Genomic DNA, 16,927 nt, shown 5'->3' with positions numbered 1-16,927 from the left:
GGGCGCAGGAAATTTGAGAGGAGCTGTCCTTAGTACGAGAGGACCGGGATGGACACACCGCTGGTGTACCAGTTGTTCCGCCAGGAGCATCGCTGGGTAGCTACGTGTGGAAGGGATAAGTGCTGAAAGCATCTAAGCATGAAGCCCACCTCAAGATGAGATTTCCCATCACATGAAGTGAGTAAGACCCCTGAGAGATGATCAGGTTGATAGGTCTGAGGTGGAAGCGTGGTGACACGTGCAGCTGACAGATACTAATCGGTCGAGGGCTTATCCTGAAGATGGTGGTTCGATTCAAGGCTCAAGCAATCGTTATGTCGTTTTGAGGGAACATCGTTCCCTGCCCAACAAAAAGCCCGCTCACGGGCGCCAGGTCTGGTGGCGACGGCGGAGAGGTCCCACCCGTTCCCATGCCGAACACGGAAGTTAAGCTCTCCAGCGCCGATGATAATGAAGGGGCAACCCTTTGTGAAAGTAGGACGCCGCCAGGCACCCAAAGGACGGTCGGATATTTTATCCGGCGGTTCTTTTTTTATTGGATGCCCCTGTTCCGCTGCCGCCCGTTACGGATCTGTGTTCGCAATGACGGCTCCCCGTCTTAGTTTGCCATACGGATTTTTCCTTTAAGAAGTTGGTAAAGAAACGGTTGCAGTTTCCACGTCCGTGCTCGTCTGATTTCCTGCAGAAAATGCAAACAGTCGTGTGAGGTTTAGGCCCCGAAACTACATGGCCATGATTATTTGACGCTTACAAAAAAAGGGAAAACCACTTCCTATCTGGCAGCGGTTTACCCCATTGGTTTGTAATATCAGACACTAAGGTGTCTGCTTTTAATCAGCATGATACGCACGTTCCTGCACCTGCTGGAATGATGGCATGCCGGCCTGGGCCCCTGACTGCTCCACGGCAAAGGAGGCGGCGGTGTTCGAGAGATAGAGAGCATTTTCTATATTGTATCCAGCGGCCAGATAATATGATAATGCGCCGTTGAAGGTGTCTCCAGCTCCAGTTGTATCGATGGCTTTTACCTGCGGTGCGGACACTGTTATATTTCTATATCTCACCCCGCGGGCGCCCAAGGTTGTAATAAATGTTTCTCCGTAGTCTTTTTCCACCGAGGGAGTATTTATTTTTGTATACTCTTCTTCATTGGGAGTAATGTATGTGCTGTGTTTGAGCAAGGTTTCTGGCAGCGGCTGGGCAGGTGCGGGATTAAGAATAAATGGGATGTCGTGCTCATGGCAGAATGCCGCACACCATTCGATGGTGGAAAGCGGGATTTCCAATTGGGCAAGCACGATATCGCTTTCTTTGAGAATATGTCTATAATGCTCCGCATAGTCCGCTGTCACTTGATTATTGGCCCCCGGAACGACAATAATTCTGTTGTCCCTGTTCTTTAACAGAACATTGGCCATACCGGAGGAGAAGGTTTCGCTGCTTTCGATTCCCCCTGTGTTCACGCCGTTCTGCTGCAGATTAGTCATCAATCTGTCTCCGAACACATCATTTCCTACTTTTCCTATGAACGAAACATCCCCACCCAGACGTGACGCGGCGACAGCCTGATTGGCACCTTTGCCCCCCGGGGTCATGAAATAGTCTGTTCCGAGTAAGGTTTCTCCCTGGGAGGGTAGCCGTTCCGTATCTGTCACTACATCCATGTTAATACTCCCAATGACTGTAATCTTAGGTTTGATGATTGTCACCACCTTTTTGTCTTAGAATAATCAGCAGTCTTTTTATAAGTGGACTGAATAAGGTTAGAACAGCCAAGCTTAAAAGAATCAAAGATATAGGATTGGTGAAGAACACAGAATAAGATGTCTCCCCGCCGATTACTAATGCTCGTCGAAAGTTCGATTCCGCCATCGGACCTAGAATCAATCCGAGAATTAAGGGACCAAGAGGATAATCGAGTCTTCGGAACAAAAGTCCGACCAGTCCGCTGACGAACATGACCCATACATCAAAAATGGTATTGTTAAGCGCGTAAGAACCAACCACACTAAACAAGATAACGGCTGTCCAGATATACTCCTGTTTCAATCTCATGATTCTGGAAAAGATATGGGCTCCAAACAGTCCGACAATGATGACAACGACATTTGATATCAATAACAGTCCAAAAATTGTTGTCACAATATCTGGATTTTCAACAAAAAGATTCGGACCTGGCTGTAGTCCATACATCATAAGTGAACCTATTAATATAGCGGTCACTGCATCTCCCGGCAGACCGAGTGTCAGCATTGTTGTGAACGCTCCGCCTATGACGCCGTTATTGGCTGTACATGTAGCCGCCAGTCCGCTTAGGGACCCATTATTGAATTCTCTCTTTTTGTCTGGTTTGGCGAATCTTTTACTCTGTTCCCATGTCACAATCGATGCGATATCTCCGCCCGCTCCAGGTATAGCTCCTATAAACGTAGATAGTATAGAAGACATCGCGAAAGGTTTTGCCATTTCCCGGTGTTCTTGACGACTTGGTAAAACTCTTCCGATTTTTTGTTGAACGGCGTTCACCGTTTCCTGTTTTTTTAATATCTGATCAAAAATTTCACCGACGCCGAATAAACCAATCATAATGGGTATAAAAGAAATCCCTTCATAAAGGGCGCTTTGGTCAAAGGTGAAACGCGGAGTGCTGACAATAGGATCCAACCCTATAGTTGCTAAAAATAAGCCGATAAACCCCGTGAGCAGGCCCTTCTTTACGGACTTTCCTGATATACCTATCATCATCGAAAGTCCGAAAATGGAGAGTGCAAAATATTCGGCCGCACCAAAACTTAATGCAAATGTGGATATCGGCTGTGCCAATAAAATAAGGAAGATGGTACTGATCAGACCACCCAGCCCTGAATAAATAGCATTCACTCCCAAGGCTACGCCTGCTTTCCCCTGTTTTGTAAGAGGGTAGCCATCAAACGTAGTAGCCATGGATGCGGGAGTACCGGGAGTGTTAATCAATATAGCGGGAATACCGCTTGCAAAAAGCCCTGTGCAATAGATAGAAATTAACATGGCAAGCCCCTGCTCAGGTGGCAGCCAGAACGTCAATGGAGTTAATATGGCAATTCCCATCGTCGCTGTTAACCCCGGTAAAGCACCGATGAACAGACCGAGGACACTGCCAAGCAGGATGAAAAAGATGGTACCGATTTGAAATAAATCAGTCACAACGCCCATGGCATTAGGCCTCCTTTACAAGATGATGTTAAAGCCTTGAGTGAATATCAAATACACAGCCAGACTTATGGTTACGGAAAACACGAGGGACGATACAAGTTTTAACTTCAAAATAAGACTCATCAGAAATAACGTTACGATGGCAACCAACAGAAAAGGGAGGCTGTTGAACAATCCAACGAAACAAAGAATGGCTGTAATAAACAACAGCAGCTGCTTACTCATTATTGAATGCTGCTCTTGTGGCTGCTTGGACTTGAAAGCTGACACGATTTCCACAATATTTAAAAAAGCGATGCAAAGAAGGGTAGCTCTCGGAAAGAAAGCCGGCCCCAATCCTTGCGCATTGAAGTTCGTATTAAACTGGAAGGTTTCCCAAAACAGGTAGCTGCATACTATCAATACGAACGCGTTCATAATCATTCGGAGATTTTTCATTGTCGTATCCCCTTTATTCGTGTCTTATTGATTGATTTCAATAGTAGGAATTAACTCACTGAAATAGTCATACTGTTCCTCTGCGTAGGAACTGAATTCTTTCCCATTTTTATAAGCGGGAATCATACCCCTGTCATCCATCAGCTGTTGGAATTCTTCACTTTCCGCCGCGTTTTTAAAAGAAGAACGCAACGGTTCAAGCACCTCTTCGGGTGTGCCTTCTGGAGCGACGAATCCTCCCCAGCCTGCAACCGAAACATCATATCCTGCTTCCTGCATGGTTGGAACATCCGGCAGTTCAGGGTCGCGTTCTTCTCCCATGACACCTAGAACTTTCAAATCACCGCTTTCAACACCTCCTCGTACTTCAGAAGGGCTTACAGAAACGGCTGAAATATGTCCGCCCATCAGAGCGGTAACGGCTGGTGAAGCACCGTCATATGGGACATATTCCACATCAATTCCTGCTTCCTCGGCGAATGCGGCGGCAGCGATATGCCAGATGGATCCAGTTCCGGAGTTGCCGATTTGTATCTCACCGGGATTTTCTTCTGCATACGAGACAAACTCTTCAATGGTGTCATAAGGCGCATCGGCAGGTACCGTGATCGCGGAAGGAATGGTCATTAACTGGCCGATGAATTCGTAATCACTTGGTGTGATATCGGCCAGCTCCAGGCTGTCCAGCATGGACATTTCAACGGGAACATAGCCGATGGTGTAACCGTCCGCCTGAGCGTTTTTTAGACTGAGCATACCTGTAGCACCTGATCCGCCGGTTTGATTAGTTATTGTCAAAGGAACATCGAGGTCATTTTCCATCTCCGAGGCAACCGTACGTGATACCAGATCAGAAGCCCCACCGGAGGAAAACGGAACGATGACTTCGATTTGATTTTCAGGATAATTCGAGGCATTCTCTTCCGACGATGATCCTGAACTGCCACACGCACTTAGCAGCAATGCAAAAGAGACAATAATGAAGACGCTTACCTTTTTAAACATATAAGACTACTCCTTTTTAAATGGATTTGCAGGAATCTCCTTCAATTAAAGAAGGTTTCATTACTTTTTTCTGCTTTGGATATTCTTCGGTGAATTTCAAGCGGTTTTTCAGTAAAATAGATGCTTCAATACCAATCCGTTTCATAGGTTGGGTCATTAATGTCAAAGCTGGTTCCATCAGTTCCCACTGCTCGTTGTCACCGAACGCGATAAGGGAGATATCTTCAGGAACACGGATTTCTTGATCTTTCAGTGCTTTCAAGACACCCTTAGTCATAGTGTTGTTACAGCAGTAGATAGCGGTAGGAGGGACTGGCTGCATCAATAGTTCAATCGCCGCCCGGTAAGCGAGATCTTCTCTGAAGTCCGCTTCGTGCAGAAAAGAGGGATCGTCGTTAATGTTTCCGTCTTTGATAGCCTCCATCGCTCCATATAAGCGGTCCCGTCCTATAGAATTTTTTTCATGGCCGTAAATAACACCGATGTTTTCATGTCCCAGTGAATGCAGGTATTTGATACTTTCATAAGAACCGAAAAAATTGTCATCGACAATTAAATCGGTTTCCACCTCATCCACTTCCCGGTCGATAGCGATCACAGGAGTATTGGTATTTTTTATTTTTTCTATAAGATCTCCGTTCTGTCCGGTCGGTATAATCACAAGAGCATCCACCTGCTGTTCTATGATGATGTTGAGCGATGATCTCTCTGTTTCGGGATTATCGTTGTGACTTAACAGCACCATGTGGGAATCCAGGGAGCGGATCATTTCTTCCACTTCTTTAGCAATAGACATAAGGTAGGGGTTGGAAATGTCGGAAGTCAGTACGGCTATTTTATTGGATTTCGATGTTTTAAGACTTCTGGCATTGGCGTTTACGCTGTAACCCAGCTCCATGGTGGCTTTCATTACAGCGTCGTGGGAGGCTTTGCTGACATACCCTTTGTCATTCATTACTTTCGAAGCGGTCCCTACCGAAACTCCCGCATGTTCAGCTACATCCTTAATCGTTACTTTCCTCATGGGTATACCTCCGTGTATCTATTGTTCTCTTCTTCTATATAAAACACGGAAGCTTTTATTTATCAAATGAAAGGGTGTAGTGGTATTTCTGCAGCCACGTGTCTATGTGTTCTCTTGCCGCTTTTTCTTGTTCAGGCGGTATAGTTTTTTGAGGACTTCTCATAAAGCCGCCCCGGAGACCTCTGTAATCCAGCGCTTTTTTGAAGTAGGACATATTCGCTCCGGCCTGCAGGATTTTAATGATTTCACCGGCTGCGCGCTGCGTTTGTCTTGCTTCTTCGAGGTTGTATTTCTGGTATTTGTCGTATAGTTCCACGAACGGCTCGGGAAATATGCCGGAGACGCCGGATACAACTCCGTCACATCCCATGGCCAGTGCAGGCAGAGATAATCCGTCGGCTCCGGTAAGAATCGAGAAATCTTCCGGTGTGGCATGCAGATAATCACTGAGCCTTGGAAAATCGGGATAACTGTACTTGAGTCCGACAATATTCCCGCAATGTTCCGCCAGTTCTTTTACAACGTCGACAGACAGATCGTTTCCCGACAGCTGCGGGATGTTGTAAAGGTAGATTGGAAAGTTTCCAGGCAGGGCGGCGGAGATGGTCTGATAATACTCGATGATTTCTTCATCGCCCGCGTTGAAAAAAGCAGGGGAAACGACTCCAATGCCGTCCGCTCCGGATTGATAGGCGTGATCCGCCAGCTCAAGGGTATCTTTGGTATTCATCGCGCCTGCGTGAATAAAAATGTTAACACGCTTGTCTGCAGCTTGAATCACGGTTTCCGCTGCTTCTTTCCGCTCTTGAATAGATAATTTGAACATCTCTCCGGTTGTTCCAAGAGGGAAAAGGCAGTCCACTCCTTTGTCGATCAAAAACGTTGTCAGCTGCTCGAGACCCTGTCTGTCGATACGCTCGTCTTCGAGCATCGGTGTTACCATCGCTGATGTTACTCCATAAAGTTTTTTCATGTAAGCACCTCCAATGTTGAAACGATTCACCACTAAAACCTTCATAAAACAAGAGAACAAAGATTTTAAAAAGCTTTATTTTAAATTTTTGATGAAACGTTTCAATATAAATTATAATTAGAATGCGCTTACAATTCAACACTTTGTTAAAATAAATTTATAAAGAAATCTATGAGTAATGAATATAAAAGAATAAAGGTAGCTTCCGTCAGCTTTAATGTTTTAGATGTATCTCTTAACTAGTGGAGGTACTGTTTTATAAATGACGTTATATCTAAACTCTGAAATTTCATATTCAAAGGAGCTTCCTATCCCTTTGATCACAAACAAGGAAAACCTGTTTATGCTCATCGGTGGTTACGACGATGATAGGAGCACGCGGGGCGTTTATGTACTGGAAGACAGCTGGTATGCTTCCGCATCTTTTATGGCCTACATTCAAGAACGTGGATGGCATCTCATCGGAGGTTTGAAAAGCAACTCTGTTCTGCTAAATGGGCGTATTCTTCAACTTTCCCTATCAAGCGGTACATGCTGGTACTTCAACCCTGGTTCACGATTATTTAATCTCCTTACATTCAAAAAGCTGTCCCCGGGTTTCTTTTTCCGGGGACAGCTTTTTGTTTACTGGTTATTCGGTTGTTTTTCCGCGAGGCGGAAGCAGGTGACTGCTAAATGAGCCAGGGTTACGTCATCGTCCGGGTTGAACCGGCCGTCGCTTCCCTGCAGGATACCCTCGGCATGGGCAAGAGCGACGTGCCCGGCGTATTTCTCTGAAATCCCGCTTGCATCTTCAAATGGAAGATTGTAAATGTCTTTGTGCTTGGCGGCTTGCTCCAGATTCAATACCCGGACAATCCAGACGGCAAGTTCTTCGCGGGTCAGGGTTTCGTCAACGGGGAAGGTGTTGTTCTCCGCATTGATAACCCCTGACTCGACGGCCTGCTCCACGACCTGGAAGGAAGAATGGTCCGGCTGAATATTTTCAAATGTTGCTGTTTGTTCTTCATTTGGATTGCCTGGATAGAAATTTTCCATGGACTTCATCAACATTTCCAGGGCGGTGCCTTTGGACACGGCTTCATTTGGTTTCAGTTCTTTTTCCTCATCGGTGGAAAGGATGCCGGACTGTACCATATAATTGATCTGATCTGCTGCCCAGTGGTCCGTGACGACTTCTTCGGCCGGCGATTCATTTTGAGTGAGCTGCGATTCCGTCCATTCACCGGCTGCCGCATCATAATAAAGACCGTTCGATTGATACGAAGGCTGATAGACGAGATGGTACGTATCGGTATCTCCCTGCTCGGCATGAGAGGCATAAGATAAGTCTGCATTCAGCTCATTCTTATAGTCTTCCAGAGCTGTTTCTTTATCCACTGCATTTTCAGGGTCCGGCCAATTTGTAATATCACCGTTGCGCCGATTGTTAAATGAAACGAGTTCCCCATCTTCCGCGGACACCGTGATGCTTAACGAGCTGCCCTGTACAGGAAGGCCGTTTTTCACCTGTGGAAAAGAAAAGCGGTACGTCCCTTCGCTGTTAAGAGGTGAGCTGCTTTCATTGTCAACAGGATATGCAAACTCGTGAATAAAGGAACTGCCGTAGGTTTCTGCTGCTTCCACCGCGGCTTCCAACGCTTCTTCCTTCGTTAAGTTTTCCTCCGGTGAGCGCTCGCTGTAATCCACGTTTCTAAAATCGACAATATCGCCGGTTTCTTTTTCCACAACAAAGTTAGTACCATGGCCGGAGCTGCCGCGCTGTATCATATACCGGAGAGAAAACACGTCGACGCCGTTTCGTGTTGTTTCCTGGATAGAACGGATATTTAATTCGGCATCACCTGAAACAGTTAATAAATCCTTTGCCATTTGTTTCACGTCCTCGCGCGACACAGGAGCCGACTCTTCTTCAAGAGGCTCTTCGCGGAGACGTTGCAGCTGCTCCTCTTCCGGCAGTTCGGAAACGAAGGAGTTGTTTATGCTCCATTCCCCGGTTTTTGCATGAATTCCCTGAATGGTGGGAGAAGGAACGTACACCAGGCTGACGTCCTGCTCATCCGTTTGATAATCATGCTGAACAGCATACTGCAGGCGCAGGTCCAGGTTCTCTTTCATGGAAGTTTCCGCTTCTTCTTCTGCCAGGATATTTTCCTGCTCTTCATAGGAAGCGGACTGCTGCTGGTATGTACCATGACTGTAACTGGACAGCTCGCCGTTTCCGAGTACCGCTGCGCGAATCGTCTGATGTTGTACCGGAATGCCATTTTTCATACGCTGGAATGTAAATTGATATTCTACAGGATCCGTCAGCGTTTGGTTCCCCGCCGTGATAGTTGGACGTTGTTGTTCACTTAACGTATAGTCCCCGGATGCGGTATTATTCACAAATTCGCGGGCAACGGCCTCTGCTTCTTCCTGTGTCACCTCAGCCGGATACAGTGCATCTTGAACATTGCCGGGCTGATAGGTAAAACTCTGCAGCTGCAGCTCTTCTCCGATAAACCGTACATTTCCATACACCCGTTTACCGTCAGTGGTTTCTCTATCAAAACTTAAATGATGGGTCAGGACATCCTCCTCGCTTCCAGGTCCGCGGAGATGGCTCATGCGGAAATCGCTGTTCTCAAGAGAATCAAATCTGGAAGGAAACAATTCATTGAAACGATTGATTAAATCTTCCTTCGTGAAATCGACGTCGGCAGAACTTATCTCCACCATCTGCTCCCCTTCGGCTTCGGTCTGTTTCGTGGCTGCTTCCTCTGCTGATACGCTCGCAGTAAAGGAACCTATGGCCAATGCCGTCGACAATGAAACTATTCCTATTTTCCTATAATTCATCCAATACCCTCCCATTCTTGTATACGCCATCATGATATCAGATTTTTCCGTTAAATAACAGTGCTCCCGTTAAAACACAGTACGTGTCATTGCTTTAGTCTATGACTTTTTTGTTTTATACGGCAAGTGGGGAATGCAGCCTTTAGGGTGGGTTGGTTAATCCAGGAGTTTCTCATTCCCATTATACCGCCTGACTACGGTTGTTGCTTATGGGCATTTTTTTGGTAGAAATCTATGATTTTTTTGATATTTCATTAGAAAACACAACAAAAGTTTACTAGGCAATATATAATAGGACAAAAATTACATATGAATGTCAGCCATTCAACTGATTCTATTCACAGCAGGAGAGGGGTGCCTCGTTGACACAATCGAAAGCAGGTCAAACGAAGATACGAGAATTGATACAAATTATAGCTGAAATGACCGGAATGAATGTTGGATTCTTTTCACAGACGTACAATACTTCATCCAGTGCCGTTTCCCCTTGCGGAACACCAGTTCAAAAAGAAGACAAGGCCATGTACCTGTTTTTATACAGCCGGTTGAACGCGGAGGTGTGTTATTTCTATGAGAAGGCACAAGATTGGTATTACCTTTCTATGTGGGTGCCGGCGATAGATGGGTTCATCATGGCCGGGCCGTACCGGACACAAGATTCCCAACCGGCCCAGGGTCTCATCGATCTTGAGACTGTCGAGCGGGACTCTACTACAGCTGCTTTGTTTGTATCCAAGCATTATTTTGTGCAGTCGATGATGACCAGCATGATGCGGCATTATTCTTTACTGCATTCCGAACCTCTAAAGAGAGAACATAATGACAGACTGCCCGGGACATCCTCTTCCTCCGAAAAAGCAATAATAGATGATATCAGGAGCGAGGATCCGGAGAGCGGTGACATGCTGAGAGCGTTGGAGGAGGCTCCGGATATAACATTTGGGGCTGAGGACATTCATATGCATATGACAAATAAGTTATACGTCACCTGTGTTGTGATGACAAGGGCCTTGATTGCGGTTGGTATGGAGGCATCGGAAGCTTTGTTGTTCACCGGGAGCTTTTTTCATTCAATTAACCATACAGAAACCGTCTCCCAATTAAAAGCACTGCGCCGGCACATCATGACGTCCTTCGACGATATGATTCAAAGAGAGCGGAGTAAACCGCACAGCCCATTTATCCGGCAGATTCGTGATTTCATCCGGCATCATTTGCAGGAACCCCTGGATGTGAAATCAATTGCCGATCACATGAACCTATCTCCCGGACACGTCTCTACTGTTTTTAAAAAAGAAAGCGGAACGTCGCTGAAGAGATACATTGCGGAGGTGAAAGTGAAAGAAGCGAAGCGGTGGATGATTTACTCGGACATGCCGCTATCTGAAATCGCGGTGCTGCTTTGTTTTAATGATCAGACTTATTTCACCAAGGTGTTTAAACGAATCACAGGGCAGACTCCGCTTCAGTACCGGAAGCATCACCCTCCCAATCATCCATTTCATTGAATCTAAATCACAGAAATGCCAAATACCTGATGGAATTACCATACAAATAATTGAAAATGGATGTAATATTGAGTGTGCCATTGTGGTAAAATTAAGTAAAAATCTGAATAATAAGAAAAATGAGATAGAAAGGAAATGTTTTATGATTACACCTTATTTCCCCGTTCACCTGAGCGAACGTCTTGAGGCCGCCGAAAACAAAGAATTGGTGGATTGTGTTCTACATATTATTGCCGTCGACCCCTTTGAAAGCAATATGGAAGTGTTTGAATTTTTCATGAATGATAACAAGCAGTATGTCCTACGCAGTCAGCAGGATCCGGAGCGTTGCAAAGGATACCAGATTCCAGTGGCGGAAGCTCCAGTTGCAACAACGATGTATGTAAAGAAAGACGAGGAACATCTGAGCCTTTCTACATCACTGGATGAATGCGTAGAAATATAGTGTGAGACAGCGGAGTCCGGGACATTTCCCCGGACTCCGTTTTTTCAAGGATGCTGTTAAAAGAGTTTATTAGTTGATGGATCTGCCGCTTATGTGTTCCGGGAAACAGACGAGAAGCCTTATCCTTTAAGGGTGATTGGGTTTCTGCCGGACAGAAACAGGGAATGAAAGGAAACGTGTAAAAAGAGGAAAGGAGCTGCATCTTTATGCCAGGCAGCCGCGCTGAAACCTTTGACCCGGCGGTCGAAGAAATCCAGGATTTTTATAAACTCATGACGGGGTCAGTGGTGCCGCGCCCTATCGCATGGGTGTCGTCCAAGAGTGGGGACGGTGTTTTGAATCTGGCGCCGTTCAGCTTTTTCACGGTGGCTTCCAGACAGCCGCCGACGCTTGCCATTTCCATTGGTCCAGGCGTAAAGGAAAGAGAAGGGACTGTAAAAGATACGCTCACCAATATTCAGGAACGCGGTGAATTTGTCATCAATATCGTTTCCCTTGAACTTGGAGAGGAGATGAAAACCTCATCCGGGAATGCCGCGCCGGACGTGGATGAATTTAGAGAAGCGGGAGTGACTCCGCATTTGTCTGAATCGATAGATATCCCAATGGTGCAGGAAGCACCGATTTCGTTTGAATGTGTCCTGGACCAGGTGATTCCGGTAGGAACAGATCACCTGGTCCTCGGCCGCGCGCAGCGGGTCCACGTTGAAACCAAGGCCTACGCCGGCCATTATAGAATTGATATCGATCAGTTGAAACCGCTGGCCCGCCTTGCCGGTGATTATGCCGGATTGACACAGCGTTTCTTTTTATAAAAGTGGAACATTTTGAACGTAAATATCCGGACAAGTATCCGATGTGCGATGCAGGGCACTGGGTACTGTCCGGATTTTTCTGTATATCATGGTGTGCTGCTGCGGGGATGCGGTCGGTGTGCTGGACGTTACCTGCCGACTTTTGTCGAATACATGCCAAACTGCATGCTTTACGAGCCGAATGCACTGTAATACAAGCCGAACCCGCCGGTACCGGCGAAATAAACGGATTTACATGCCGAATCCACTCAAATACATGCCAAAAAAGCATACTTACGAGCGAAGGTAAAAGGTATGCGTTCATTCCGCAGAAGGTCCCGTGAAGACACCGCTTCGAGACTATTTGGCATAGAGGTGGTGTTGGAAGCACAATCGTTGATTCTATCATCCACAAGAACACACGTGTAATATCATCACTATTTCTGTTCCATAGATCTCGCACCAATTAATGCTCCTTATCGTTACTACTCTTACTTTTTAGATAAAAGCTCCGCGGGGCTTTTCCTATTCGTTGTATAAAAAACAAAACTATTATTGATTTGTTCATAATTTTTTGATAGATTTATTTTAGATACAACTTAGATCTAAGTTAGATTTCAAAAGCAAAGGGGTTTGAATAGATGAATAATCGTGTTCTTCTTGCGTTTTATGGGGACGATTTCACTGGCTCTACCGATGCAATGGAAGCGCTGTACCGCTTCGGTCTTCGAACGATACTATTTCTGAATGTGCCGACAGAAGATATGTTGAACAAATTTGACGGCGTACAGTGCATTGGTGTCGCTGGTACAGCGAGGGCAAAAAATCCCGCCGGTATGGAGAAGGAGCTGACTCCGGTGTGGGATTTGTTTCAGGCCGTCCAACCGTATTTCGTTCATTATAAAATATGCTCCACCTTTGATTCTTCACCCGAAGTTGGGAGCATCGGTTTTGTCAGTGAACTGTCGCGGCGGTATTTTAAAGGGGCGACCTACCCCCTCTTGGTTGGGACACCGGATTTGGGTCGTTACACGATATTTGGCAATCATTTTGCAAGTTTTCACGGGAACGTTTTCCGTCTTGACGAGCACCCTGTCATGTCAAAACATCCTGTGACACCGATGGATGAAGCGGATCTTGGCAGGCATCTGCAGAAGCAGACGAGTCAGTCGATTGGCTATAAGACGGTACTGGATATGGAAAACGAGGCACCCTATCCTTCTGTTCTGGAAGACACAGAAGATATCACTATTTTCGATGCCCTGGAAGAAAAGCATATGAATTGGTTTGCAGATATAATGTGGGCGTCCAGACAGGCTGAACCTCAGTTCATGATCGGATCTTCCGGTATTGAATTTGCCATGGCTGCCAAATGGAAAGCTGAAGGAAAGACAAAAGTGTACGAGCAGACAACACAAGCGCAGGATATTAAACAAATGCTGGTCGTGTCAGGCAGCGTATCTGATGTGACGAAGAATCAGCTCGAACAGGCGGAAGAGGCAGGGTTTCATTTAGAGCAGGTTCCTTATGAACTGCTCACGTCCGAGGAAACACCGAGTTCCTTCATCCAACACATCCTGACTCTTCTGGAGCAGAAGAAGAAAGTTGTATTGTACACAGCGAAAGGTCCCTCCGATGAAGCGATCGAAAAGACCAGAGCCCACCTGCAAAACGAAGGAATTGCAGAGGAAGACATGGGCATTTACCTCGGAAAAAGGTTGGGAGAGTGGACAAAGCAGATTATGGAACAATCATCTCTGCGCAGGCTCGTGATTTCGGGCGGTGATACATCCGGCTTTGTCACATCGAATCTGGGAATATATGGTCTGGAAGTACTTGAATCCACCGCACCTGGTGCGCCGTTATGCCATGCCTACTCTGAGCACGAACGTTTTAATGGTTTGGAGATTGCACTGAAAAGCGGACAGCTCGGAGGGGAAGCGTTCTTTGAAAATGTTTTCCACGCAGGTGGAAAATAAGAGACAACACGTAAAGAGGTGGAAGAGACATGTTATTAAAAGATGCTGCGTACCAAAAAATCAAAGAAAAAATACTCGAAGAAGAGTATCCTCCAGGAGAATTTTTATCTGAACGAACACTTATCAACGATCTTCAAATGAGTAAAACGCCGATCAAAAACGCGCTGACCCGGCTTGAAGCGGAGGGGTTCGCCTCGGTATCTTCCAAGCAGGGCATTCTGGTTCACGATTTATCAGTGGAACGGATTAACAATATCTATAACCTACGGATAGCGCTGGAGACATTTAACTGTGAAGAAATGTACCGTCGTATCGCTGGGGATCATTTAAAAGAGTTGGAAAAGAACCTCGAAGAAACCAGGAAAACAGCGGAGAATCTTGATGTTAAAACGTTTGCCAACCTGGATCATGAGTTTCACCTGGCGCTCAGCGAAATCGCAGGGAACAGTGAAATCACTCGTATTTTGATAAACTATCAGGATCAATTGCTGCGTATTACTCTGCGTCACCTGAAAAAGGATCCGATGAGAATTCGTAAGTTCTATGAAGATCATGTGCAGTTGTATGAGGCGCTCAAAAATAATGAAGCAGAAAGTGTAGAAATTATGAGAAAGCATCTTCAGGAATCGAAACAGATGTTGTTTAAGTAAAGAAAAGGGAGTGGAGAACCATGAAGGCAGTCTTTGTAGAAGACGCAGAACAAGTAGAAGTGAAAGACATTGATACGCCGGAAATTAAAGAAGATGAAGTGCTAGTAAAGGTTGCGGTGGCAGGAATATGCGGATCGGATATCCACACGTACAAAGGACTTCATCCCTTTCGGAAACCACCTGTGGTAATCGGTCACGAAGTAGCAGGCGAGGTCGTTTGTATAGGGAAAAAAGTAACACATGTCAAGGTTGGAGACCGGGTAACCGTCGAACCGCAGCTTGGCACAGGAGAGAGTGAAGGGGAAATGACTGGTCATATTAATTATTCGGATGAAAGATTAGCTCCCGGCATGGACACCTGGCTGGGAACGATGGCGGATTACTTCGTTTCTCCTGAATCGCTGATCATTCCTCTTCCCGATTCGGTCAGTTACGATCGGGGCGTTCTGACAGAACCTCTGGCTGTTGGTGTACATGCTGCGTGTAAAGCTGACATTCAACCTGGAGACAGGGTGGCAGTGCTTGGTGCAGGACCGATCGGACTCCTGACATTAGCAGCGGTTCGAGCGAAGGGAGCAGAAAACACGGTTGTCACAGATATGCTGGAATACTCACTGGAAAAGGCAGTAGAGCTTGGTGCCAAAGACACACACAACATTAAAGATGATGAGGAGTGGATAAGCAATGTAAAAGAGAAAATGGGGGGATCTTTTGATAAAGTGCTCATCACCGCCGGAGTTCCCGGTATTGTAAACGGTTCACTGAATCTTCTGAAAAAAGGTGGTCGCGCTGTCACTGTTGCTATGTTTCACGGCCAGCAGCAGCTTGACGTAGAACAGCTCCAACAGCAGGAGAAAGAGTTGATTGGTTGTATGACGTATAATCGTCCGGATACAGAAGAAGCGTTGAATATTATCGAATCCCGGACCATTCCAGTAGAAAACGTCATTTCTCACCGTCTTGAGGCAGCGAAAGCCGCTGAAGGGTTCAGGATGGTAGATAAGAAAGAAGATCAATCGGTCAAAGTATTAGTAACATTTAATGAGTAGGAGGTATAGTGTGAAAAACGTGAAAACGCTTGCTGTTTTTGTCATGCTTTCAGTTCTGACACTGGCGGGTTGTTCACAGGATACCGGCTCGTCCTCCGGGACGGCAGAAGCCGGTTCTGTTACAACCCTGCGGCTTGGACATATTCAAAATGAGGATCATGCCTGGCATCTAGGTTCCAAACGCTTCGCCGAACTGGTTGAGAAGAAAACGAACGGTACAGTTGAGGTCGACCTTTACCCTAGTTCTACGCTTGGCTCGGACCGCGACCTTGTAGAAGGAATGCAGATCGGGTCGGTGGATTTTGCTTTGGTTGCGGGTGTTATGTCTAACTTTCACCCAGAGTATGCCATTCTCGAACTCCCATATTTATTCGAAGATAATGAACATTTAAGAAACTTTCTATATGGAGAAGGGGGTGAAAATCTTCAAAGTGAGATGCTGGAACAAACCGGCGTGAGAGGGTTGGAATTTTTTATCCGCTCGCCTAGACTGTTGACCGCCAACAAACGTGTGGAAACACCAGATGATCTTAGTGGAGTGAAAATCAGGGTCCCGAATATTGAGGCTTCCGTTGAAGGCTGGGACGCTATGGGTGCAAACCCCACGCCTATGAACTTCAGTGAAGTATATTCCTCCCTGCAGACTGGCGTGATTGATGCTCAGGAAAATCCTGCGTCGTTTATTACGAATGCGAAGCTGCAGGAAGTACAGGATTACCTCATGATGACAGAGCATGTATATGGCTACGTGCAGCTCCTGATGAGTGATAAGACACACGAAAAGCTTTCCAGCAGCGAACAGCAGGCTGTGGAAGAAGCAGCACTGGAAGCAAGACAGTATCAGAACGAACTCGTAGCCAAGCAGCAGGAAGAAGCTATGCAGACAATGAGAGATGCAGGGATGGAAGTCATAGAAGTCGATAGATCGTTATTCAAAGAAAAAGTCCAAACCGTGAATAGAAATCTTGCGGACAAATATGGGCGGGATCTTTATGACGAAATTGTGGAGATGAGAGAGTGAAAAGGAGG

The 16,927-nt window shown here is 46.1% G+C and carries 14 protein-coding genes and 2 rRNA genes; 9 read left to right on the top strand and 7 right to left on the bottom strand.

The annotated features are described in order from the left end of the window. Positions 1 to 278: ribosomal RNA gene (locus BM058_RS15130) — 23S ribosomal RNA — on the top strand; the annotation flags it as partial. Between the two features lie 96 nt (positions 279 to 374). After that, positions 375 to 491, top strand: a 5S ribosomal RNA gene (gene rrf / locus BM058_RS15125). A 339-nt stretch (positions 492 to 830) separates the two neighbouring features. Here the strand turns inward: rrf and rbsK are convergent. The 7 genes from rbsK to BM058_RS15090 all read right to left on the bottom strand — a co-directional run bounded on the left by rbsK (position 831) and on the right by BM058_RS15090 (position 9,473). Beyond that, positions 831 to 1,709: a ribokinase gene (rbsK, locus tag BM058_RS15120; RefSeq protein WP_281244704.1), complete on the bottom strand. Its 879-nt coding sequence runs from the start codon at positions 1,707 to 1,709 to the stop codon at positions 831 to 833. Further along, positions 1,690 to 3,192: a tripartite tricarboxylate transporter permease gene (locus BM058_RS15115; protein WP_090928009.1), complete on the bottom strand. Its 1,503-nt coding sequence runs from the start codon at positions 3,190 to 3,192 to the stop codon at positions 1,690 to 1,692. The genes rbsK and BM058_RS15115 overlap by 20 nt, the downstream gene beginning before the upstream one ends. Before the next feature lie 15 nt (positions 3,193 to 3,207). Further along, positions 3,208 to 3,609 (bottom strand): tripartite tricarboxylate transporter TctB family protein, encoded by a 402-nt coding sequence (locus BM058_RS15110; RefSeq protein WP_245737036.1) that lies wholly within the window; start codon positions 3,607 to 3,609, stop codon positions 3,208 to 3,210. Between the two features lie 45 nt (positions 3,610 to 3,654). After that, a complete protein-coding gene (locus BM058_RS15105) occupies positions 3,655 to 4,635 on the bottom strand; it encodes a tripartite tricarboxylate transporter substrate binding protein (RefSeq protein ID WP_090928005.1) in 981 nt (326 codons plus the stop codon). Between the two features lie 16 nt (positions 4,636 to 4,651). Beyond that, a complete protein-coding gene (locus tag BM058_RS15100; RefSeq protein ID WP_090928003.1) occupies positions 4,652 to 5,659 on the bottom strand; it encodes a LacI family DNA-binding transcriptional regulator in 1,008 nt (335 codons plus the stop codon). A 55-nt stretch (positions 5,660 to 5,714) separates the two neighbouring features. Beyond that, positions 5,715 to 6,632, bottom strand: a complete 918-nt coding sequence (locus tag BM058_RS15095) for a dihydrodipicolinate synthase family protein (RefSeq protein WP_090928001.1) — start codon at positions 6,630 to 6,632, stop codon at positions 5,715 to 5,717. Positions 6,633 to 7,256: 624 nt separating this feature from the next. After that, entirely contained in the window at positions 7,257 to 9,473 is a 2,217-nt protein-coding gene (locus tag BM058_RS15090) for a YcdB/YcdC domain-containing protein (RefSeq protein WP_177195584.1), read from the bottom strand. Between the two features lie 362 nt (positions 9,474 to 9,835). Between BM058_RS15090 and BM058_RS15085 the strand changes: the two genes are divergently transcribed. The 7 genes from BM058_RS15085 to BM058_RS15055 all read left to right on the top strand — a co-directional run bounded on the left by BM058_RS15085 (position 9,836) and on the right by BM058_RS15055 (position 16,919). Then, the gene (locus BM058_RS15085; RefSeq protein WP_090927996.1) at positions 9,836 to 10,981 is read left to right on the top strand and encodes a helix-turn-helix transcriptional regulator; all 1,146 of its coding nucleotides are present in this window, start codon (positions 9,836 to 9,838) and stop codon (positions 10,979 to 10,981) included. Between the two features lie 142 nt (positions 10,982 to 11,123). Continuing rightward, entirely contained in the window at positions 11,124 to 11,426 is a 303-nt protein-coding gene (locus BM058_RS15080) for a hypothetical protein (protein WP_090927995.1), read from the top strand. Between the two features lie 206 nt (positions 11,427 to 11,632). Then, positions 11,633 to 12,241 (top strand): flavin reductase family protein, encoded by a 609-nt coding sequence (locus BM058_RS15075; RefSeq protein WP_090927993.1) that lies wholly within the window; start codon positions 11,633 to 11,635, stop codon positions 12,239 to 12,241. A gap of 620 nt (positions 12,242 to 12,861) precedes the next feature. After that, positions 12,862 to 14,199 (top strand): four-carbon acid sugar kinase family protein, encoded by a 1,338-nt coding sequence (locus BM058_RS15070; RefSeq protein WP_090927991.1) that lies wholly within the window; start codon positions 12,862 to 12,864, stop codon positions 14,197 to 14,199. 29 nt (positions 14,200 to 14,228) lie between these two features. Further along, positions 14,229 to 14,849 carry a GntR family transcriptional regulator gene (locus tag BM058_RS15065; protein WP_090927989.1) on the top strand — a complete coding sequence of 207 codons (621 nt, stop codon included), beginning with the start codon at positions 14,229 to 14,231 and terminating at the stop codon, positions 14,847 to 14,849. A gap of 20 nt (positions 14,850 to 14,869) precedes the next feature. Continuing rightward, complete coding sequence (locus BM058_RS15060) at positions 14,870 to 15,898, top strand: zinc-dependent alcohol dehydrogenase (protein WP_090927987.1); 1,029 nt, start codon at positions 14,870 to 14,872, stop codon at positions 15,896 to 15,898. A 10-nt stretch (positions 15,899 to 15,908) separates the two neighbouring features. Further along, a complete protein-coding gene (locus BM058_RS15055) occupies positions 15,909 to 16,919 on the top strand; it encodes a TRAP transporter substrate-binding protein (protein ID WP_245737033.1) in 1,011 nt (336 codons plus the stop codon). The last annotated feature ends 8 nt before the right edge of the window (positions 16,920 to 16,927 follow it).

It is taken from the genome of Salibacterium qingdaonense (assembly GCF_900114715.1).
Lineage (GTDB): Bacteria > Bacillota > Bacilli > Bacillales > Marinococcaceae > Salibacterium > Salibacterium qingdaonense.
This window is presented reverse-complemented; position numbering and strand designations above follow the sequence as displayed.

Coding starts and splice junctions, on each gene's coding strand:
- BM058_RS15115 (WP_090928009.1), bottom strand. CDS start 3,192: ATGGGCGTTGTGACTGATTTATTTCAAATCGGTACCATCTTTTTCATC.
- BM058_RS15110 (WP_245737036.1), bottom strand. CDS start 3,609: ATGAACGCGTTCGTATTGATAGTATGCAGCTACCTGTTTTGGGAAACC.
- BM058_RS15105 (WP_090928005.1), bottom strand. CDS start 4,635: ATGTTTAAAAAGGTAAGCGTCTTCATTATTGTCTCTTTTGCATTGCTG.
- BM058_RS15100 (WP_090928003.1), bottom strand. CDS start 5,659: ATGAGGAAAGTAACGATTAAGGATGTAGCTGAACATGCGGGAGTTTCG.
- BM058_RS15095 (WP_090928001.1), bottom strand. CDS start 6,632: ATGAAAAAACTTTATGGAGTAACATCAGCGATGGTAACACCGATGCTC.
- BM058_RS15090 (WP_177195584.1), bottom strand. CDS start 9,473: ATGAATTATAGGAAAATAGGAATAGTTTCATTGTCGACGGCATTGGCC.
- BM058_RS15080 (WP_090927995.1), top strand. CDS start 11,124: ATGATTACACCTTATTTCCCCGTTCACCTGAGCGAACGTCTTGAGGCC.
- BM058_RS15075 (WP_090927993.1), top strand. CDS start 11,633: ATGCCAGGCAGCCGCGCTGAAACCTTTGACCCGGCGGTCGAAGAAATC.
- BM058_RS15070 (WP_090927991.1), top strand. CDS start 12,862: ATGAATAATCGTGTTCTTCTTGCGTTTTATGGGGACGATTTCACTGGC.
- BM058_RS15065 (WP_090927989.1), top strand. CDS start 14,229: ATGTTATTAAAAGATGCTGCGTACCAAAAAATCAAAGAAAAAATACTC.
- BM058_RS15060 (WP_090927987.1), top strand. CDS start 14,870: ATGAAGGCAGTCTTTGTAGAAGACGCAGAACAAGTAGAAGTGAAAGAC.